Below are 20,535 nucleotides of genomic sequence, written 5' to 3' on the forward strand. Positions count from 1 at the left end.
TTCGAAGGGCCCTACAGCGCCAGATAGCGCTGCCGGATGTTGTCGTTGGCCTTCAGCTCTTCGATGGAGGATGTGTAGACGATCTGTCCCTTGTCGATAACCGTCGCGTGGCTCGCAAGGCCAAGGCAAAAATGCATGTTCTGCTCGGCGATCAAGACTGTGGCACCGGTGCCACGGAGCTGCCGCAGCAGCTCGCCGATGCGTTGCACGATGATCGGTGCCAGTCCCTCGCTCGGCTCGTCCAGCAGCAGCAGCACCGGGTTGCCCATCAACGTGCGGGCGATCGCCAGCATCTGCTGCTCGCCGCCGGAGAGCCGGCCTGCGATCCGGTGCCGCAACGGCTCCAGCAGCGGAAACACGTCATAGACGCGGCGGATCGACCACTCGTCCTCGCCATCAGGCCCCTTCTTCTGGCCGATGACCAGATTGTCCTCGACCGTATGCTCGGGAAAGATCTGGCGGTCTTCCGGCACGAAGCCGAGCCCGGCCCGCGCGATGTGATGCGGCCGCATCCCGGACACCTGCTGGCCGCGCAGGGTGACCTTGCCGCGGCGTGCCGGCGCCAGTCCCATGATCGCCTTCATGGTAGTCGACTTTCCGGCGCCGTTGCGGCCGAGCAGCGCCATGGTCTCGCCCTTGCGCACCGACAGGCCGACGCCGAACAGGATCTGGCTGGTGCCGTAGTAGACGTCGAGGTCCTCGACCTGCACCACCGGCTGCGTGCTCATGCGACCGCTCCGGCGTGGTCGTCGCTGCCGAGATAGGCCTCGATGACGGCTTCGTTGCTGCGGATCGCATCCGGCGTCCCGGTCGCGAGAATTCTCCCGTAGCACAGCACGACGATCTCTGGCGCGATCTTGAACACAATGTCCATGTCGTGCTCGATGAAGACGACGGTGATCTTCTGCTTCTCCCAGAGCTCGCGCACCTTGTCGATCATGCGCCAGCGCTCCTCGGTGCCCATGCCCGCGGTCGGCTCGTCGAGCAGCAGCACCTTGGGCTCGAGCACCAGCGCAAGTGCGATATCGAGCAGCTTCTGGTCGCCATGCGACAACGTCGCCGCGGTCCTGTTGCGCTTGCTGGCGAGGCCGAGCAGCTCCATCGCATGCTGGGCGCGATCGCGCGTCTCGGCCAATGGAAAGCGGCGATGCATCACGGCGGCGCGGCGCTGATCGGCACCGACCGCAGCCAGCATCGTCTCCTCGACGGTGAGCGACGGAAAGATGCTCGCGACCTGGAAGGCGCGACCGATGCCATGGCGCACGATCTCCGGCGGCGCCTTGCCTGCCATGTCGACGCCATTGAGCAGGATCTGCCCGGCGTCCGGTCGGAGCGCGCCCGTGATCAGGTTGAAGAAGGTGCTCTTGCCGGCGCCGTTGGGACCGATCACGGCAGTGAGGGAGCCGTCGGCGAAGTCGAGCGAGACATTATCGGTCGCCTTGACGCCGCCGAAGGATTTCGAGAGGGCGCGAATCTCCAGCATGGCTAGCCGCTCCCCTCGCCGCGTCGTTGGGCGAACCATTCGACGACGAAGTCCATCAGGCCCTTTCGCAAACCGATGGCAAAGAAAAGGATGACGATGCCGAGCACGATGCCGTGATACTCGGTCAGACGGGTGACGGTATCATTGAGGATCAACAGCAGCACCGTGCCGACCATCGGGCCGAGGAAGGTGGTCACGCCGCCGAGCATGTTGATGAAGATGCCCTCGCCCGAGATCGTCCAATAGGCGAATTCGGGATAGGCGCCGGAGACGAACAGCGCCATGATCATGCCGCCGGTCGCGGCGAACAGCGCGGCCAGCACAAATATCGTCAGCTTCGCGCGCCAGACATCGATGCCGATGAAGCTCGCCCGCGTGGCGTTGTCGCGGATCATGCGCAGCGTGTAGCCGAACGGCGACTGCGCGATCTGGCGCATCAAGTATAGCCCGATCACCAGTAGCGCGCAGCTCGTGATGTAGAGATGCAGATGGTTCGACAGGTCGATGCCGAGGAACGGCGGCCGCGGAATGCCGCCGCGCAGGCCCTGGTCACCGCCAGTGAGCGACTGCCACGACAGGATGGTCGAATGGATCAGCATCTGGAACGCCAGCGTGACGAAGGCGAAATAGATCTCCTTCAGCCGCACGCAGATCGCACCGATGACGAGGGCTACCACAAATGTCATCGCCAACGTGGCGACGAAGGCCACCGGGATCGCCACGCCGGTCTTCTGCATCATGAGGCCGAAGCCGTAGGCGCCGAGGCCGAAGAACATGCCGTGGCCGAAGGAGATCAGCCCGGTGTAGCCGACCAGCAGGTTGAGCGACGTTGCGAACAATCCGTAGGCCGCGCAGCGGATCACGAAGTCGAGCAGCTGCTTGCTGCCGAACATCATCGGCAGCAGCGCAAGCACGACAAACGCCACCAGCGCGACCAGCACATCACGATAGCGCTGCGGCCTAGCGTCGATCCGCGGAGGCGCCATGGTTTGCGCGCCCTGCCCGGCCTGCAACTCGGTCATGCGACCTCCTTGCCGAACAGGCCGGTCGGACGCGACACCAGCACGATCACCATGAAGAGATACATCAGTCCCTCGGTGAACAGCGGGAAGCCGAGCGAACCGAACGAGCGGATCAGGCCGATCAGCAGCGCGCCGATCAATGCCCCCAGGATCGAACCCATGCCGCCGATCACGGTGACGATGAAGGACTCGATCAGAACAGAGAAACCCATGCCCGGTGTCAGCGAGCGCACCGGCGCGGCCAGCGCTCCGGCGAGACCCGCCAGCATGCCGCCGAGCGCGAACACGCCGCCATAGATCAGCCCGGTGTTGATGCCGAGCGCCGACACCATCCCGGGATTATGCGCAGCCGCACGGATCACCTTGCCGATCCTGGAGCGCGCCAGCCCCAGCCCGAGAACGACGGCAGCAGCCAACGCCACGCCGATCAGCAGCAGATAATATGGCGGCACCACGCCGCCGGCGATGAACAGCGGCGGCACCTGAAATGCAGCCGGCATGCCCATCGACTTGAATTCAGGCCCCCAGATCATGCGGACGACGTCATCGAAGATCAGCACGAAGGCGTAACAGACCAGGAGCTGCATCAGCACGTCGCGGCCGTAGACCCGGCTCATGAACACGCGCTCGAAGATCAGGCCGAGGATCGCGGTGCCGGCGGCGCCAACCAGGATCGCCAGCGCAAAGCTGCCGGTGAGCTGGTAGGCCGTCATCGCGAAATAGGCGCCGAACATGTAGAAGGCGCCGTGGCTGAAATTGACCACCTTGAGTACACCGAAGATCAGCGTCAGCCCGACGGCGACGAGAAACAGCAACATGCCGATGATCAGCCGCTGGTGGTCTGCGTTACCAGACAGGCAGGGCTGGCGAGGCAACTGGCGAGCGCGTCGAGGTCCACGAGAAATCATCCATTACGGCGGGCCGCAACGCCGGCGCGACAAACATCAGATGAAAGGCGGAGACAGCTTGCGGCTCTCTCCGCCGGACATGTGGATCAGGTGTAGCCTTTGCTCTTCTTCCACTCGGCTTCGAGTTCGAAGATGGTCTTCCAGTCACCGGCCTTCACATCAGGCACATAAGGCTCCTGCGGGATCGTGGTGCCCCAACCGATCGCGTAGCCGACCAGCGTGCGGTCGTCGGCCCGCATGGTGACGGTACCATCGGCGCCGAACGGACACTTGATGGTGAGCCCGGTGAGGACTTCCGCGACCTTCTTTCCGTCGGTCGAGTTCGCCTTCTTGACGGCTTCGTTGAGAAACATGACCGCCGTGGCGTTCTGCCAGGACCAGTTGGTCGGGTACTCGTTGTACTTCGCCTTGTAGGCATCGCCCCAGGCCGCATTCTCCGGCGTCGCCGGGAATGTCTTGATGTAGCGGTCGCCGGAGTGGATGCCCTTCGGCAGGTTCTTCACCACCGTGAGCGCGGTGTAGTCGGCCATGTTGACCGCGAACACCTCCATCTGGGTGAATAGCGCGTAGATATTGGCCTGGTCGATATAGGACGTGAGATCGCCGCCCCACAGGCAGGAATAGAGCGCCTGCGGCTTCGCCTGCAGGATCTTGGTCACCACCTCGGTGTAGTCGGGCTGGAACAGTTTTGGCCAGGACTCGCTGATGACCTCGACGTCAGGCGCGAACTTCTTCAGGTACAGCACGAACTCGCCGGTGGTGTCGCGGCCATAGGCATAGTCGGGCGAACAGGTCGCCCATTTCTTCAGGCCCTTGGTCTTGGCGATCCCTGCCGCGTAGCCGGCACCGACGATCGAGTCGTGAATGCCCTGCCGGACGCAGCGGAAGGCATTCGGGATGTGCTGCTTTGGATCGGCCGTCAGCGACGACGCTTCCGAGCAGGTGTGGATGCAGAGCACGCCGAGATCGCGCGCCACCTCGTGAACCGCGAACGATCCCGACGACGCCTCGCCGTCGAGCAGCATCTCGCAGCCATCGGTGTTGACGAGCTCGCGCGCGATACGTGCGGCTTCCTGCGGCTGTCCCTTGGAGTCGCGGATCACCATCTCGATCTGCCGCCCGGCAAGGCCGCCGGCAGCATTGACCTTCTCGACTTCCAGCATCACCGCGTTGCGCGAGGACGTGCCGAGCTGCGCGACGCGACCCGACAGAATCGTCGGCATGCCGATCTTGATCGTCTTGGCCTCTGCGCGCGCCACCCATGGCGCGGCAAAGGTCACCGCACCGGCGCCCATCAGCGCAAGCGTCGAGCGCCGGCTGATGCCCGGTTTCCGGGTCCTCGTCATACTCCCCTCCCTGTCGGGTTCGCGTTCCCAAAATCCCTTGCGGAGATCGTTCCGTCTCCATGCCCGTGATGTTTTCAGAGCAAGGGGGGTGACGTCAAGCCAAAGATGAACTACGACTCATAATTCATCTAGGGAGAAAACGGCGCCAGAATTGGCCCGACGAGCGGCAAATGATCAATCTTTCCAGCTTCATCGCATTTCATGCCAGGCGGACTCCGGACCGCTGTGCGCTGAAATATCGCGGCGAGGACGTCTCATACGCCGACTTTGACCTGCGGATCCGACAGGTCGGCAGTTGGCTCGCGATGCGCGGGATTGCGCCCGGCGATGTCGTCGCCGTCCTGATGAAGAACAGCACCGCTTTTCTCGAGCTGGTGTTTGCGACGAGCCATATCGGCGCGGTTTTCCTGCCGATCAATTATCGCCTCTCCGCCGATGAGGTCAGCTACATCGTCGGCAATGCCGGCGCGCGGCTGCTGGTTGCCGATGATGAATTCGCCGCGATCGCGACCGGTGGCGCGCCAGTGGTGCTGCTGGGTGAAGTCGCACAGTCCAGCATCACCAACCTCGCGCCCGACATCGCGCCGGCACCGATCCATGTGCGCCAGCCGCGCGATTTGATGCGGCTGATGTACACCTCGGGCACGACCGATCGTCCCAAGGGGGTGATGCTCACTTACGAGAACATCTACTGGAAATCCGCCGACCAGACCTTGGTGCTCGGATTGAACGCCGACACCCGGCTGCTCGTGGTCGGCCCGCTCTATCACGTCGGCGCGCTCGATTTGCCCGGCATCGCCGTGCTCTGGCACGGCGGCATGCTCTGCATTCACCGCAGCTTCGAGCCCGAACTGGCGCTCGCCGCGATCGAGCGCGAGAAGCTGAACGCGTCATGGTTTGCGCCGGTCATGACCACGGCCCTCCTCACCTGTCCGAACCGCGCGCGCTACGACGTCTCCAGCCTGCAATGGGCGATCGGCGGCGGCGAGAAGACACCGGAGGTTCGCATCCGCGCCTTCTCCGACTATTTCAGGAATGCGCGTTACATCGATGCCTACGGCCTCACCGAAAGCTGCGGCGGCGACACCTTCATGGACGCCGGCCGGGAGATCGAGAAGATCGGCTCGACCGGCCGCGCCATCGCCCATGTCGAGATCGAGATCCGCGACGACACGGGCAAGCGCCTGCCCGCGGGCCAGGATGGCGAAATCTGCCTGCGCGGCCCGAAGGTCACGCAGGGCTACTGGAAAGATCCCGAGAAGACCGCGTCCGCGTTCTTCGGCGATTGGTTCCGCACCGGCGACATCGGCTATCTCGACGACGACGGCTTCCTCTATCTGACCGACCGCAAGAAGGACATGATCATCTCCGGCGGCGAGAACATCGCCTCTTCCGAAGTCGAGCGCGTCATCTACGAAATCCCCGGGGTGCGCGAGGTCGCGGTGATCGGCCTGCCGGACACGCGCTGGGGCGAAAGGCCGGTCGCCATCGTGGTGCTGGCCGACGATGCAAGGCTCGACCTGCCCAACCTCACCGAATTCTGCCGCGCACGGCTCGCCGGCTTCAAGGTGCCGCGGCAGCTCATCATTCGCGACAGCCTGCCGCGCAACCCATCCGGCAAGGTGCTCAAACGCGTGCTCCGCGCCGAACTCGAGGCCACCGCATGACACCAGCGACACCTGCCAAGGTGACAAAGCTTAACCGGGTCGAGCGCAACGCCTGGACCAAGCAGAAGATCTTCGACGCCGCGACCAAGATCGTCGGCAAGTATGGCTATGCCGAAGCCTCGGTCGCCCGCATCACCGAGGCCGCCGGCGTCGCGCAGGGCACCTTCTACAATCATTTCGAGAACCGGCAGGAACTGCTCGATCAGCTGCTGCCGAAGATCGGCCTCGACATGGTCCGCTTCATCCATGCGCGCACCGGCACCGCCAGCGAGGCCCGGCAGGAGATCGAGCGCTTCAGCGCCTTCTTCGATTTCATCCGCGAGGTGCCCGAGTTTCTGCGCATTCTCAACGAGGCCGAGTTCTTCGCGCCGACCGGCTACCAGAAGCATTTTGACAACATCTCGAACGCCTATGTCCGTATCTTGCAGCGTGCGCGCGCTGCCGGCGCCACCAACATTTTCAGCGACGAGGAATTCGAGGCCATCGTCCAGGTGCTGATGGGCGCGCGCGGCTATCTCAGCCGGCGCTACTCATACTCCGAGCATGGTGTCACTGCCGTGCCCGATTATGTGATCACGGCCTATCAGAAGCTCGTCACGCGTGGCCTGTTCAACAGCAACGAAGGGAAGAAGCGATGAGCGCCGACGGCACTATCCTCGTCACCGGCGGCAGCCGCGGCATTGGCGCGGCAACCGCAACGCTGCTTGCCGATCAGGGGCATCGCGTCGTCATCGTCGATGTCGCGCCGGAGCCGCTGGCCGGCACGAACGCCATCCTCTGGCCGGCGCCGTTCGATGTTGCGAGCGAAGCTGTCGTCGTCGCCGGCATCGCCGATATCGAGAACGCGCACGGCCCGATCGCGGGCCTCGTCAATGCGGCCGGCGTGTTCGGCAAGATGCACACGATCGATCGGGTGCGGATGGAGCAATGGGACCGCGAGGTCAATATCGACCTGCGCGGCACGTTCCTGGTCGCGCGCAGCGTCGGCATCAGCATGGCGAAGCGGCGGCACGGCGCAATCGTCAACGTCGCTTCCGTGGCCGGCATGACATCGGGCCCGATCCACGCGTATACCGCAGCGAAGGCCGGCGTCATCCAGATCACGCAAACGCTCGCCGCCGAATGGGGCCGTAGCGGCGTGCGCGTCAACGCGGTGTCGCCCGGCTTCACTCGCACGGCGGCGCTCGAAGCCGGCATCGCGTCAGGCGCGCTGAACAAGGACCTTCTGGCCAGCCCGACGGCGATGAACCGGCTCGTTGAGCCGATGGAAGTGGCGCAGGCGATCGCCTGGCTGCTCTCGCCGCAGAGCAGCGGCGTGACCGGTATCAACCTGCCGGTCGATGCCGGCTACATCGCGGGCACCACCTGGGCCGCCTATGGCGGCCTGCCGGAAGCACCACGCAGCTGAGGACAACGCATGAATATCGAGCTTCCGCGCCAACACCTCAACCTGTCCTCCGCCATTGCCGAGGGCGACATCCGCGTGCTGCTGATGGTGCTGGTGCACATGACCGGCGACGAGAAGTGGCTCGAGCCACCCTACAAGCCGAAGCGCGACGTCCGCCTGATCCCCGATCCTGATGCCGGCGTGCCGAAGGAGATCCAGGACGAGATCCGCGCGGCGGTCCTGAACCTGTTCGCGAACGGAACGCCGAAGCCCGTCATCACTGATCCCGGCAATGAGCTGATGCTGCGGATGATGCGCGCGACGCTCGGCGAGAATGTCGCGCCGGAATACGCCCCGCTGATGCGGGAAGAGATGGGCTTCGTTCCCCGCGATGCCCACTGGCGCGAGCGCCCGTCCGGCGAGAAGCTGGCGCAGCAGCATGTGCTGATCGTCGGCGCCGGGGTCTGCGCGATTGCGCTCGGCGTTGCGCTCGGGCGGCTCGGCATTCCCTACACGATCGTCGAGAGGCAGGATGAGATCGGCGGCACCTGGTACGTCAACCGCTATCCCGGCTGCGGCGTCGATACGCCGAACCACTCCTATTCGTTCTCCTTCGGTGCCCGCAATCCGTGGACCCGCTATTTCGCACAGCGACGGGAGTTGCTGGATTATCTGCTCAAGGTCGTGCGCGAACACGACATCCGCAGACACGTCCGCCTCTCGACCGAGCTCGTCGCCTCGCACTGGGACGAAGCCAAGCGCCGCTGGATCTCGACGCTCAGGACCGCAAGCGGCGAAGAGACTTTCGAATCCACCGCGCTGGTCAGCGCGATCGGGCAACTCAACGATCCCTTGCCTGCCCGCTTCAACGGCGACGAGGACTTTAAGGGCCTGAAGGTCCATTCGGCGCTATGGTCCGACGACATCAAGCTCGACGGCAAGCATGTCGCCGTGATCGGTACCGGCGCGACTGCGATGCAGCTGGTGCCGTCGATCGCCGACCGCGTCGCCTCGGTCACCGTCTACCAGCGCACCGCGCAGTGGGCGCGGCCGGTGAAGGGATATTCCGATCCGATCACCGAGGGCGCCCAGTGGCTGCTGGCGCATCTGCCGTTCTACGTGCAGTGGTATCGCTTCAACATGTTCTGGCGTTACGGTGACGGCCTGTTGCCGTTCCTGCGCAAGGATCCGGCCTGGCCGCATCCCGACCGCGCCGTCAACAAGGGCAACGACCGGCACCGCCAGGAGCTGGCCGACTTCATCCTCTCCGAGCTGAAGGATCGCCCCGATTTGATCGAGAAGTGCATGCCGACCTATCCGCCCTACGGCAAGCGCATCCTGCTCGACAACAACTGGTTCAAGACGCTGACCAAGCCGAATGTCGAGCTGGTCACCGACAAGATCGATCATTTCGCAGCGGACGGCATCGTCACGGCCGACGGCACATCGCGGCAGCACGATGTCATCGTGATCTCGACCGGCTTCAAGGTCTCCGAGATGGCGGCGCGTCTCAACATCACCGGGCGCGAGGGCAAGAACCTGAAGCAGGCGTGGGAACACGACAATCCGACCGCCTATCTCGGTCTCACCGTGCCTGACTTCCCCAACCTCTTTCTGATGCTCGGGCCCAACTCGGGACCGGCGCATGGCGGCAGCGTGATCTTCCAATCGGAATGCCAGAGCCGCTACATCTCCGCCTGCCTGGTCGAGATGATCGAGAACGACATCGCTGCGATCGACGTCGATCCCGATGCGCATGACGAATACATCCGCAACGTCGATGCCGAGCACGAGCAATTGATCTGGACGCATCCGGGCATGACGACCTACTACCGCAACAGTCGCGGCCGCGTGTTCTCTGCAATGCCGTGGCGGTTCGTCGACTACTGGAAGATGACGCACGATCCCGACTTCACGCAGTATCGAAAGACCAAGTCGCGACAGGATTCCTGACCTGAATTCCCTTGTTCGTTAACTTGACAGCAGGCCATAACTGCCGCAGCATTTCGAAGGCTGCACCTGTTGGGGTGCTGGAGCGCCTGCTCCTCGCGTCGCAGGAATTGACGGACGATTATGGGATCGGCCGCCAGGCAGCAGAAGCGGACAGAGGTCCGTCGGCCCACCCTTGGAGAGGAGCATGACGCCACCGGCGCAAGCCAGCGACCTTGCTCAGCGGCAAGGTCTCGGTGCACGTTAAGGCGATAGCAGCTGCTAGCCGCGTGCGCTGCCGACAATCTGAACATATCCGCAGGACGAGAGCGCAAAGGCCAAGCGCTTTTGGATCCCGAAACACCACTGGTCTATACCAGAGATCCTTCGCTAAAACGAAGTAGCAGGGCCCCGCGATGCTTGAATGCACCGGGGCCCATTCGTTTGCGCCGTCTCCCCTTCATCACGCCGCATTGCGCGATCGCACCGGATCGGGAACAATTGTCCTGACGGGATGAGGAACGCTGATGGAAAAGCCGAAGGTCAGGATCTACACCGACTACAAGTCTCCCTACGCCTATGTCGCCAACAAGCGGCTGTTTGAGCTCGAGGAAAGCTGTGGCGTCGAACTGGAATGGCTGCCCTACACGCTGCGCATTCCCGAGTTCATGGGCACGGTCGAAGGGCGCACGCCGCATTTCTGGCGCAAGGTGCGCTACTCCTACATGGATGCGCGGCGGTTCGCCAACGCGCAAGGACTGACCATGAAGGGCCCGCGCCGGATCTACGATGCCTTCTACTCGAGCGCCGGGATGCTGTTCGCGCAGCGCCATGGACTGTTCCGGCCCTATCATGACATGGTATTCCGGAGGTTCTGGAACCACGAGCTGGAGATCGACGAGTTGTCGGAGATTGCCGGCGTGATTTCCGCGATCGGCGGCTCTGCCGATGCGTTCGAGGCTTATGTCAACGGCCCTGCCCGCGCCGAGCACGATCGCATCATCGACGAGGCCGAAGCGCTGGGCGTGTTCGGCGTTCCCAGCATGGTGTTCAACGGCGAACTGTTCTGGGGCGGCGACCGCATCGACCTGCTGATCGAACGGATCAGAAATCCGCAATCGATCGCGCTCGCACTCGGGAGCAGACATCGAACCTAAGCTCACGCCGTTTTGAACCTGCTTGCCCTCCCCGGACGATCAGCCTCCATCCAGGATGGCCCAGCATCCGGTGCGCTCCAGCACCGGCTTCAACGCAATGCGATCGCCGGCACCAAGCGCGGTGAACTTCTCGCGCAACTGCTGCAGGCACTTGACCTGATATTTGAACGGCGCCAGCGCGTAAGGCAGTCCCCAGACCTTGATCTCGAGGCGTTCAAGGCCCTTCGCGAATGCATCCGCATTGGCGGCGAGGAACGGCAGATAGAGTTCGCCCGCGATCCGCAGCAATGCTTCAGCGAACCCGCCAAGCGCCTGCTCGCGCGGATACCAGGCGCCCTCGACACCGGATGCGTCGTCGAGCCGCCGCACCCAGTGATCGGTGAACGGCGCGCGCTCGCGCATGATCCGCATCGGGGTCGGGTCGGTCGCCATCTCGCTGAGTTGTCCGAACCAGGCAAAGTCCGCTAGCGACGGGCGGCTGCCGAACAGATAGTTCGTCATGCCGACATGCGGCTCGAATGCTGCCAGCGTCCGCCGATAGCTCTCCTCGAGCAGCGGCCGGTTCTCATCCGTCGCACCGAGAATGACCATGCGCGAGATCTGCCGCTGCCGGAACTCCTCGATCTCCTCACGGCTGCCGGCTTCGGCTTCCGACGTCGCCCATTCCTCACCCGCCCAGCGCGAGACGTAGACCTGGTCTTCCGGATCCCACCAGCGATAGAGAAACAACGGCTTCACCGCCCATTCATCGGCGAGGTCCTCGAGCAGATCGCAGACGAATGCGACCGCCTTGTCCTCGGGGATCACCGAGCGCCCCTGGTGGCGCGCTTCCAGATCATAGGCGAGCGTCGTGGTCTCGCCGCGATAGCTGCCGTCGGGATATTGCAGCACCGGGATCAGCATCGGCTTCAGATGCGCGGTTGCCGCGCGCAGCGCCTTGCTCATGATCACCCAGTCGTGCGGGATCCGCCGGTAGCGCATCAGTGCGCGCAGCTTGATCGCATAGGGCGACGCGGTCGAACCGATCAGGCGATAGCGGTCCCCGGTCATGACGATGCCTCCGAAAACGCCGGATTGCCGTAGGGATAGAACCGCGTCAGGTCGACGTTCCGGTAAGGCAACTTGTCAAGACGCGTCGTGCCGAGGAACGGCTGCTCCGGTTCGACCAGCAGGATCGTCTTGGCAAAGCCATTGTCGTCGAAGCCGCGCCGGAAATGCACCCGCGACTTGATCGCCATCACCTCGAACGCGCCGATGTCAGGCACCAGCGCTTTCAGCGAAAACGGCTCCATGATCTGCACCAGATAGGTGGAGAGGATCAGCACATTGTTGCGACCGAAGCGCACGCAGACCCAGAACTGGCCGTAGCCCTCGCCAGCAGCCGATATCGTGCCTTGAATACGAACCGGATCGCCCGCCGACTCGTCGGCACGACCGCCGATCTCCATGTCGAAAGCATCGCCGGCCTTGGCGCCGGCCGCCTTCAGGCTTGCGGTCGCCCTGGCATCGGCGATGGTCGCGATCACGGTGTTGGCGAGGTCCTGCGCGATGATCTCGCGCAGCAGCCAGGTCGCCGATCCCGAGCGGTCGCTGTGATCGGCCAGCACCACCGGCGTGCTGCCGTCAGCGACGGCCTGCTTCGCCAACGCGACGCCTTCGGTGATGCTTTGGAGTTTCGTCGATTGCAGCAGCGCCTCGCGCAGCCGCCAGATCGTGCCCGCGAGATCGCGCGCGATTTGCTCGGCGAGCTTCGGGTTGTCGTTGGTCAGCACCTGCACGGTCATGCCAACATCGGGAACATCGGCGAACGGGAAACCGAAGAAGATATTGACGTAGACGTCGACCTCGCGGGCCTCCCACACCAGCGCGCGCTGCACAAGATCCATCCAGGGCCGCGCCCCGGTCCATTGCAGCACCGTGGGTGAGATCACCGGAACCTTGATCGTCCTGTGCACCGGCTTGTAGTCGCCGCGGATCGCCCGCACCAGCATGCGCGCCGCGCGCTCGCCCTGCAGATGCGCATCATAATGCGGGAAATATTTCACGGCGAACGCCATGTCCGCCTGTTCGAGGAACGCCTCGTCCTCATTGCCATGCGGGTCGAAGGTCGCGGCGATGAAGGCGGAACGGCCGACCACCTCACGCACCTGTCGGGCCAGATCGGCCTCCGGCCGCGGCACGTCGCGCACCGCCATGGCGCCATGCAGGCACAGATAGACGCCGTCGAACGGCCCCTCCTCCTTCAGCCCGGCGATCATCTTGCCGGTGAAGGTGCGATAGGCCTCCCGCGTGATCCAGCCCGATCCGGTGTAGGTCTTCGGCCAGAGCGGGGATTCGATGCCGACCAGTTCGACTTCGGAGAACTCGCGCGCAACTTGTACGAAGCCGCCCATGTAGTTCTTGGGATCGAACTGCAGCAGCGCCTCGCCCTTGGCCGGCGAGCCCGGATAGATGAAGTCGTCGAGGGTGGTCTCGTTCGGCAGGAACGAGACGGTTTCGTGGGAGAAATGCAGGACGGCGATACGTATCTTGCGATCGCTCATTTTGACGCGCCTCGGCTGTTTTCCGCATAGTGGCATCGAAGGCGCCGCGCGCCAATCCGCATTCGGTTTTTGCCCGCCAGACCTGCAAATAAGCCGACGCGTCACGGTTTGCCGCCGCGCGGATTCTGCTATGTTTGGCCAACAATCGGGCCCCGGCCTCGCAGACATCTCAAGGAGAGAACGCCATGAATCCCCCCGTCAGCTCGCCCGCGATCTAGGTCGTGAAATCCGTTCGCGAGCAGGTGAGCGCCGAGGAGTGGCAGGCCCGCGTCGATCTGGCCGCCTGCTATCGTCTCACCGCGATGTACGGCATGACCGAGATGATCGCGAACCACATCTCCTGCCGCGTGCCCGGCACCACCGACCAGTTCCTGATCAACGCCTACGGCATGCTGTATGAGGAGATCGACGCCTCCAGCCTGATCAAGGTCGACGTCGAAGGCAACACACTGCTCAACGCAACCGACTATGACGTCAACGTCGCCGGCTTCGTCATTCACAGCGCCATCCACATGGCCAAGCACGACATGGACTGCGTCGCGCATACCCACACTCCGGCCGGCATGGCGGTCTCGGCGATGGAATGTGGTCTGCTGCCGCTGGCGCAGACCTCGATGCGCTTCCTGCACATCGCCTATCACGACTTCGAAGGCATCGCCGACAATGTCGACGAACGCGAGCGGCTGGTCCGCGACCTCGGCGACAACGAAGCGATGATCCTGCGCAACCACGGCCTCTTGGTGGTCGGCCGCACCGTGCCCGCCGCCTTCAACGTACTGTTCCGGCTCGAGCGCGCTTGCCAGACCCAGGTGATGGCGCTGTCCTGCAACACCAAGCTGGTCTATCCGCCGCAAAACATCCTCGAAGACACCTATGAGCGGATGCTGCCCAAGCCCGGCCGCGCCGCGCGCAACGGCGAGCTCGCCTGGCCGGCGCTGCTGCGCAAGCTCGACCGGGCGGATCCGTCGTATCGGGATTGAGGCGCCACCCCCAACACCGGTGTCGTCCTTGCGAAAGCAGGGACCCATACGCCGCGGCGAGCGTTGCGAACGGGACTCGTCGTTCCGACGCCGCTCAACAATAACGATTCGTGGTTATGGGTCCCTGCGATCGCAGGGACGACAGCGAGTGTGTGGCGCGGCTTTGTCGTAGGCCATCGCGCCGGCTCAAAGCTCCGCTGCGAGCTGGACCACCTGGTTTCGCAACCAGGCATGGGCCGGATCGTGATCGTAGGAGGCGTGCCACAGCAACGTCGCCGGCATCTCGTTCAGCTCCACCGGCGGCGGGCTGAGGCTGAGCCCGAGCTCGGCCGAGAAGCGCGTGGCCAGCCGTGATCCCATGGTGACGATGACGGGCGCCTGCGCCACCAGATGCGGGACGGTGAGGAAACGCGGCGTGGTCAGCGCAACCGTGCGCTGCAGGCCGAGCTGGTCGAGCGCTTCGTCAACGATGCCGCGCACGCTGCGGGCAGGCCGCAGGCTGGTCAGCACATGCGGAAGCCTTACGTAGTCCTCAAGCGAGATCGGAGGCGTGATACCAGTCTTCTCGGCATTGAACATGCACAGGAAGCGCTCGGTCAACAGCGTGCGCCGCTTGTGATGGAATTGTCCCTGCGGGAGCGGCCCATGAGCGACGGCGAGATCCAGCTCGTCGGCGTCGAGGTCATCGAGCAGCCGGGACGAGTCAACATTGTAAAGCCGGAAGTGAACGCCAGGTGCGATCGCGCGCATGCGCGCCAGCAAAGCCGGCATGATCAGGATTTCCATACTGTCTGACAGTCCGAACCTGAACGTCCGTACCGCCGTGGCGGGATCGAACGCCTGATCGCGCAGCACCACCGCCTCGACCTGCGCAAGCGCGCTCCGCACCGGCTCGCGCAGGGTTGCTGCACGAGGCGTGAGACGCATGCCGTCGGCCCCACGCGTCAGAAGCTCGTCATCGAACAGCTCACGCAAGCGGGCAAGGTTGTGGCTCATCGCGGATTGGCCGATCCCGACGCAAGCCGCCGCCCTGGTCACGCTCCGTTCGGTCAGCAGCGCATCGAGATGAACCAGCAGATTCAAGTCGATACGACCTAAATTAGCAATATCGATGGCCATTATCGATCCTATCTGTTTGATCGATGATCATAGCCTGACCATCTCCTCCGACAAGGGAGCGACGGGCGACCGCCCGCCGCCCAAATCCACCCCAAGCCTACGGAGGATCCCATGTCGATCCGCAGCACAATTCTTGCCGCCGCCTTCAGCCTGGCCTCGCTGGGAGCCGCGCACGCAAGCACGCTCAGGCCGATCGAGGGCCGAAGCGTTCATGTCGGCGACCTGTCCGGCGTCGTCTACTACACCGTCGAGCCCGACGGGTATCGCGTCGTAACCACGCTCGCAGAGGGCGCGGCCGGAGCGCCAATCCGCTTCGTATCGGTGCTGGCACCCGGTCAGCGCGCCCTGCTCTCGACGCCGAACCAGGCAGATGCATTGGAGATCAGCCGAAGCGGCGACGGCCTGACCATCCGCACGTCAGGCCCAGCCTCCAATTAGTTCCGACACCGGCGCCGTGTTTCCGTCACTTGTGCAGGAATCCCAGATGTCCACGATCCGCCTTCATCGAACGACGAGCCTGACGCCCGAGCAATACGTAGCCGGTCTCACCGACTTCGGCCCGGGCCGCTCCAAAGTCTTTGGCAACAGCGCCGATGCCTATCTCAAGGTGCATGATCGCGGCCCCTCCGACGCCGACGTGACGGAAGGCTCGAGCGGCATCTGGGAGCGCTTGTACTACGATTGGTCCGACCCCGATCACGTCGTCCTGACGACGATCGACTCCAATGTGTGGGGCGGCGCGTCGGGCCACACCTACAACTTCACGCGCCGGCCCGACGGCACCACCGACATCGACGTGATCGTGGTGCGCGACGGCAAGAACCTGAAGGGATGGGTCCTCGGTCTCGTACTTCGAACCATCGGCAAAGGCGTGCTGGTGAAGGCGTTCGAAAACTCCGTCAAAGCCATCGAGCAGCGACATGCAGATGCGCTTCGGCGGGGCGGGATTGCCGCCTAGAGGCAGAGCAATCGGAGTATTGCACCGAGATCAATGTTTCTATTGTACCGCTTTTTGTATCGGATCATATCTAGCTCATTGAACGAATTGCACCGGAGAAAGCCGATGCAATGTAGATGGAGGCAACTGAGATGGACGTGAACTATCTCGATACGTTCCTGGCATTCCTCGGGATGACGTTCGGACTGGTCTCCGCGCTACCTGGCCTCTTCTTCCAACCCAAGGCCGAGGTGCGCAGCGCGACAAGGCCGGCCTCGAGGCGCGACTGACCGACACGCGGACGCGCGTCACGCGCGCCGGGAGACACCCATCGACGTCACCAGGACTGCTCCATGTCCACGCACAGCGCGCATCCCACCGCCGAGAGACGACAAGAACCGCAGCCCTACTGCGACTTCTGGCAGGGCCGCGGCCCGACAAGACTGATACTGTCCTCGATCGATCGAGGCTGGTCGGGCCTGTCGGCCGAGCTGCGGGCGCATGGCAAGAGCGAGATCCCCTGGCGGGGTACGCAATCCGACACCGAAATCTGTGTCGATGTTCACGGCAACGGATCGCCCGTCACCCGGCGGGCCACCGGAGTTTCGGATCGGACCATCACCCGACGCGACACGATCTGGCTCACCCCTGCGGGATGGAAGGAAGGTTCACTCGATATCGGCGGCGATCTGCCGGGGATCGCACATATCTATCTTGATCCGAGCCAGTTCTCCCCGGGCAAGCTTGGCGTCGAGGTCGATGCTTCGGCGCTCGGCGCGCTGCGATACGACAGCGCCTTCGAAGATCCGCTGCTGGGCGAAATGGCACGCGCCATCGCATCAGAGCTGCAGAGCGAAACTTCCGCCGGCAGGCTGCTGGTCGAGTCGCTGGCGAGCAGCATGGCGATACGGCTTATTCAAAAGTACACGAGCAGTCCGGCTGCGCGGCCGGCCGCCGTTTCTGCAAGCGGAGGCCTTGATCGGCGCCGGCTCTCCCGTGTGCTGGACTACATCGAAGCAAATCTGGAAGGCGATCTCTCGCTCGATCGCATCGCGTCGATTGCGTATCTCAGCCGATTTCACTTCGCCCGCGCCTTTCGGCAGGCCGTCGGCCATCCTCCTCACCGTTACGTCGCCGCGCGGCGCCTCGAGCGCGCGAAGGCCCTGCTGATCCAGGGCGACCGGCCGCTGGTCGATATTGCGCTTACGCTCGGCTTCTCCAACCAGGCCAATTTCACCCGCGCATTCAAGCAGGCAGCCGGCATGGCGCCGGGCCAGTATCGCCGCGGGTCCGGATTGCCGCAGCCGGCGATGTCGCTGGCCGATATCCGGGACGCGATTCCGATCCTCGCGTGATGCTGAAGGTCGCGACCTTCAGCAACGAATGACAAGACGACGGCATTCGACGCAAAGCGATTGGCCGCACGGATCGATATCTTGATCGGCAGCAAGCAACGAGGCGCGCATCCGCGGGAGAGCGGACGCGCCACCGAATTCGCTTGTCGATCAGCAAGAGAGACCAACGTCATGAACCTGACCGACCTTCAAACGCTCGCAACCCTGCTCGGACCAGCCTTTGGCTTGGTGTCGCTCATGGCCCACCGGCTGCAGCAGACCGGCGCGCTTCGCAAGGCAACAGTAGCGTTCGCCATCCGGCGTCGACAGCAAGCGATGACAACATCGCAGCAATCCGGGCAAAGCCTCAGAGGACCCGACTCTCCATAATTCGAGCCAAGCCGGAAACCCGCCCGGTCCAGCGAATGCCAGGAGGCCCGCATGCCCACCGTTGCACCTGCTCACGAGTTCGATGTCCAGACGCTGCTGCGTGCGCTCACGCACCGCGTCCACAGCGACCTCGTCTCGTCGATCGATGCGGTCTCTGCCGCCGTGCTGCGCACAGATAACCCTGCGGTCAAGGTCGCGCTTGCCGGCGTCATCGAACTGCTCGAGCAGCATGCCGGCGTCCATCGCGTGCTGGCGATGCCGGATCGCGACGGACTGATCGACGCCGCCGAATCCGTCCGCAAGCTTGCGCTCGGCCTGAGCCGATCGTCGCTGGAGCCGATCGGGATTCGTCTCGCGCTGAGCGCCGACAGCCTGCCGCTCGAAGCAGAACGCTGCTGGCGCCTCGCTCTGGCCGTCCATGAGCTGGTGACAAATGCTGCACGGCACGCGCATTTCGAAAGCCGGGATGGTGCGATCAAGATCAAGCTCTCGCTCGCCGGGACCATCGTCAATTGCATCGTCGCGGACAATGGTTCGCGCTCGGAGCGCTTGCGGCCGGGGCGCGGTCTCCAGATGGTCAGCGATCTGGCCCACAGCCTCGGCGGCCGGATCGAGTACGGCTTCGGCCCGCAATTCTCGTCGTTCCTCGTCGTGTTTCCGCTCCGCGCACGCGAGCATCGCGCCAACCGGATCGTCGCGTCGCGGCGCCTGCGTAACGCGCGTCAGACAGCGCCGCCGCGTGTGCGGCCGCGGCCGGCGCGCGCGCCTACTGTTGCCGTGCCGGACGGCCTGCGCAGCGATGTCCCCGCCACGACGGAAGCTGCACTGGAGCCGACATGAAGGGCGTTCTCAGCCTCGCCCTGCTCGCGACCGGCGCGCTCGGCTTTGCGATGTTCCTGGCAACCCTGCGGCCGGAACCCATCGGACGCTCAACGCGCGTCGCCAGTGCCTTCACGCGATTTCTCATCTCAATCGAAGCCAACAATGGACCAGGAGAGAGCCATGATCACGAGCACAACTGACGAAATCATTGACCTGCGTCGCCGCCGGCTGCTGGGCACCGCCGCGATCGGGATCGCCGCCGTCGGCGCGGCAACCGTGCTTCCGGCGGGAATCCGCACCGCGGCTGCCAGCGAAGCCGTCCGTCCCTTCCGCATCGACGTGCCGGAAGAGCAGCTGGTCGACCTGCGCCGGCGTGTCGCCGCGACGCGATGGCCCGACAGGGAGACCGTCACCGATCCATCCCAAGGCGTGCAGCTCAAGACCGTGCAGCAGCTCGCCCAATACTGGCAGGACGGCTACAGCTGGAGAAAGATCGAGGCGCGGCTCAACAGCCTGCCGCAGTTCATCACCGAGATCGACGGGCTCGACATTCACTTCATTCACGTTCGCTCCAGGCATCCGAACGCACTGCCGATGATCGTGACGCACGGCTGGCCTGGCTCGATCATCGAGCAGATCAAGATCATTGATCCGCTGACCAACCCGACGGCGCATGGCGGGACCGCCGCGGATGCGTTCGATCTCGTGATTCCGTCGCTGCCGGGTCACGGCTTCTCCGGAAAGCCGACCGCACCCGGCTGGACTCCGGTTCGTATCGCGCGGGCCTGGACCACCCTGATGCGCCGCCTCGGCTACAAGCAGTTCGTGGCGCAGGGTGGCGATTGGGGCAACGCCGTCTCGGAGACGCTGGCGCTGCAAGAGCCGGTCGAGCTGCTCGGCATCCACACCAATATGGCGGCCACCGTTCCGGCCGACATTTCGAGGGCCCTCGCGTTCAATCTGGCGCCGCCGGTCATTCTTGCGGCCGACGAGCGCCGTGCCTGGGATCAGCTGCGCTTCTTCTACGACAACGGGCTCGGCTACGCCAACGAGATGTCCAATCGCCCGCAGACCCTCTACGGGCTGGTCGATTCGCCGATCGGCCTCGCCGGCTGGATGCTCGATCACGATGCGCGCAGCCAGGATATGATCGCCCGCGTCTTCGACGGCAAGACGGAAGGGCTGTCGCGCGAGGATGTGCTCGACAACATCTCGCTGTACTGGCTGACCAATACCGCGATCTCCTCGGCGCGGCTCTATTGGGACACCCATCAGGTGTCGACGGGCGGCTTCTTCGACGTGCGCGGCGTCAAGATCCCGGTCGCCGTAAGCGCGTTCCCCGACGAAATCTACACGGCGCCCCGGAGCTGGGCGGAGCAGGCCTATCCGAAGCTGATCCACTACAACAAGCTCGACAAGGGCGGGCACTTCGCGGCGTGGGAGCAGCCCGAGCTCTTTGTCGCCGAAATGCGTACGGCGTTCCGCGCGCTTCGCAACGCCTAGTCATGCTG

General features: G+C 64.1%; 21 protein-coding genes and 1 pseudogene. 14 read left to right on the forward strand and 8 right to left on the reverse strand.

Going from position 1 to position 20,535, the window contains the following annotated elements; genetic code table 11:
• Positions 1-11: 11 nt before the first annotated feature.
• From AKN84_RS02320 to AKN84_RS02340, 5 genes and pseudogenes are all read right to left on the reverse strand, one after another.
• Positions 12-728: an ABC transporter ATP-binding protein gene (locus AKN84_RS02320; protein WP_050419171.1), complete on the reverse strand. Its 717-nt coding sequence runs from the start codon at positions 726-728 to the stop codon at positions 12-14.
• Positions 725-1,483 carry an ABC transporter ATP-binding protein gene (locus AKN84_RS02325; protein WP_050419172.1) on the reverse strand — a complete coding sequence of 253 codons (759 nt, stop codon included), beginning with the start codon at positions 1,481-1,483 and terminating at the stop codon, positions 725-727. The genes AKN84_RS02320 and AKN84_RS02325 overlap by 4 nt, the downstream gene beginning before the upstream one ends.
• 2 nt (positions 1,484-1,485) lie before the next feature.
• Positions 1,486-2,505, reverse strand: coding sequence for a branched-chain amino acid ABC transporter permease (locus tag AKN84_RS02330; RefSeq protein ID WP_050419173.1), 1,020 nt, complete (start codon positions 2,503-2,505; stop codon positions 1,486-1,488).
• Positions 2,502-3,403: pseudogene (locus tag AKN84_RS02335) on the reverse strand (branched-chain amino acid ABC transporter permease). The gene AKN84_RS02330 and the pseudogene AKN84_RS02335 overlap by 4 nt, the downstream one beginning before the upstream one ends.
• 96 nt (positions 3,404-3,499) lie before the next feature.
• On the reverse strand, positions 3,500-4,759 hold the full coding sequence (locus tag AKN84_RS02340; RefSeq protein ID WP_050419174.1) for an ABC transporter substrate-binding protein: 1,260 nt from the start codon (positions 4,757-4,759) through the stop codon (positions 3,500-3,502).
• Positions 4,760-4,929: 170 nt separating this feature from the next.
• On the opposite strand from AKN84_RS02340, the gene AKN84_RS02345 reads away from it, so the two are divergent.
• From AKN84_RS02345 to AKN84_RS02365, 5 genes are all read left to right on the forward strand, one after another.
• Entirely contained in the window at positions 4,930-6,426 is a 1,497-nt protein-coding gene (locus tag AKN84_RS02345; RefSeq protein ID WP_050419175.1) for an AMP-binding protein, read from the forward strand.
• On the forward strand, positions 6,423-7,064 hold the full coding sequence (locus tag AKN84_RS02350; RefSeq protein WP_050419176.1) for a TetR/AcrR family transcriptional regulator: 642 nt from the start codon (positions 6,423-6,425) through the stop codon (positions 7,062-7,064). Before AKN84_RS02345 ends, AKN84_RS02350 begins: the two co-directional genes overlap by 4 nt.
• Positions 7,061-7,834, forward strand: coding sequence for an SDR family NAD(P)-dependent oxidoreductase (locus tag AKN84_RS02355; RefSeq protein WP_050419177.1), 774 nt, complete (start codon positions 7,061-7,063; stop codon positions 7,832-7,834). The genes AKN84_RS02350 and AKN84_RS02355 overlap by 4 nt, the downstream gene beginning before the upstream one ends.
• Before the next feature lie 9 nt (positions 7,835-7,843).
• Positions 7,844-9,766 (forward strand): flavin-containing monooxygenase, encoded by a 1,923-nt coding sequence (locus tag AKN84_RS02360; protein WP_050419178.1) that lies wholly within the window; start codon positions 7,844-7,846, stop codon positions 9,764-9,766.
• Positions 9,767-10,269: 503 nt separating this feature from the next.
• Positions 10,270-10,899, forward strand: coding sequence for a 2-hydroxychromene-2-carboxylate isomerase (locus tag AKN84_RS02365; RefSeq protein WP_050419179.1), 630 nt, complete (start codon positions 10,270-10,272; stop codon positions 10,897-10,899).
• Positions 10,900-10,938: 39 nt separating this feature from the next.
• Here the strand turns inward: AKN84_RS02365 and AKN84_RS02370 are convergent, their stop codons facing one another.
• Complete coding sequence (locus tag AKN84_RS02370) at positions 10,939-11,949, reverse strand: glutathione S-transferase N-terminal domain-containing protein (protein ID WP_050419180.1); 1,011 nt, start codon at positions 11,947-11,949, stop codon at positions 10,939-10,941.
• Complete coding sequence (locus AKN84_RS02375; RefSeq protein ID WP_050419181.1) at positions 11,946-13,442, reverse strand: M81 family metallopeptidase; 1,497 nt, start codon at positions 13,440-13,442, stop codon at positions 11,946-11,948. The genes AKN84_RS02370 and AKN84_RS02375 overlap by 4 nt, the downstream gene beginning before the upstream one ends.
• A 221-nt stretch (positions 13,443-13,663) precedes the next feature.
• Here AKN84_RS02375 and AKN84_RS02380 point away from each other — a divergent pair, with 221 nt between their 5' ends.
• A complete protein-coding gene (locus AKN84_RS02380) occupies positions 13,664-14,422 on the forward strand; it encodes a class II aldolase/adducin family protein (RefSeq protein ID WP_050419182.1) in 759 nt (252 codons plus the stop codon).
• Between the two features lie 186 nt (positions 14,423-14,608).
• Here the strand turns inward: AKN84_RS02380 and AKN84_RS02385 are convergent, their stop codons facing one another.
• Positions 14,609-15,541 carry a LysR family transcriptional regulator gene (locus AKN84_RS02385; RefSeq protein WP_050419183.1) on the reverse strand — a complete coding sequence of 311 codons (933 nt, stop codon included), beginning with the start codon at positions 15,539-15,541 and terminating at the stop codon, positions 14,609-14,611.
• Between the two features lie 111 nt (positions 15,542-15,652).
• Here AKN84_RS02385 and AKN84_RS02390 point away from each other — a divergent pair, with 111 nt between their 5' ends.
• From AKN84_RS02390 to AKN84_RS02420, 8 genes are all read left to right on the forward strand, one after another.
• A complete protein-coding gene (locus AKN84_RS02390) occupies positions 15,653-15,979 on the forward strand; it encodes a hypothetical protein (protein WP_050419184.1) in 327 nt (108 codons plus the stop codon).
• Positions 15,980-16,025: 46 nt separating this feature from the next.
• Positions 16,026-16,499, forward strand: a complete 474-nt coding sequence (locus tag AKN84_RS02395) for a hypothetical protein (protein ID WP_050419185.1) — start codon at positions 16,026-16,028, stop codon at positions 16,497-16,499.
• 131 nt (positions 16,500-16,630) lie between these two features.
• Complete coding sequence (locus tag AKN84_RS47160; RefSeq protein WP_157863237.1) at positions 16,631-16,768, forward strand: hypothetical protein; 138 nt, start codon at positions 16,631-16,633, stop codon at positions 16,766-16,768.
• 63 nt (positions 16,769-16,831) lie between these two features.
• Positions 16,832-17,833: a helix-turn-helix domain-containing protein gene (locus AKN84_RS02400; protein WP_167351830.1), complete on the forward strand. Its 1,002-nt coding sequence runs from the start codon at positions 16,832-16,834 to the stop codon at positions 17,831-17,833.
• An 81-nt stretch (positions 17,834-17,914) separates the two neighbouring features.
• Positions 17,915-18,202, forward strand: coding sequence for a hypothetical protein (locus tag AKN84_RS02405; RefSeq protein WP_128970358.1), 288 nt, complete (start codon positions 17,915-17,917; stop codon positions 18,200-18,202).
• A gap of 51 nt (positions 18,203-18,253) precedes the next feature.
• Positions 18,254-19,042 (forward strand): ATP-binding protein, encoded by a 789-nt coding sequence (locus AKN84_RS02410; protein WP_050419187.1) that lies wholly within the window; start codon positions 18,254-18,256, stop codon positions 19,040-19,042.
• Complete coding sequence (locus tag AKN84_RS02415; protein WP_050419188.1) at positions 19,039-19,224, forward strand: hypothetical protein; 186 nt, start codon at positions 19,039-19,041, stop codon at positions 19,222-19,224. Before AKN84_RS02410 ends, AKN84_RS02415 begins: the two co-directional genes overlap by 4 nt.
• Positions 19,205-20,527 carry an epoxide hydrolase family protein gene (locus AKN84_RS02420; protein ID WP_050419189.1) on the forward strand — a complete coding sequence of 441 codons (1,323 nt, stop codon included), beginning with the start codon at positions 19,205-19,207 and terminating at the stop codon, positions 20,525-20,527. The genes AKN84_RS02415 and AKN84_RS02420 overlap by 20 nt, the downstream gene beginning before the upstream one ends.
• Positions 20,528-20,535 lie beyond the last annotated feature (8 nt).

Origin of the sequence: Bradyrhizobium tropiciagri, assembly GCF_001189845.1 — a bacterium.
Classification (GTDB): domain Bacteria; phylum Pseudomonadota; class Alphaproteobacteria; order Rhizobiales; family Xanthobacteraceae; genus Bradyrhizobium; species Bradyrhizobium tropiciagri.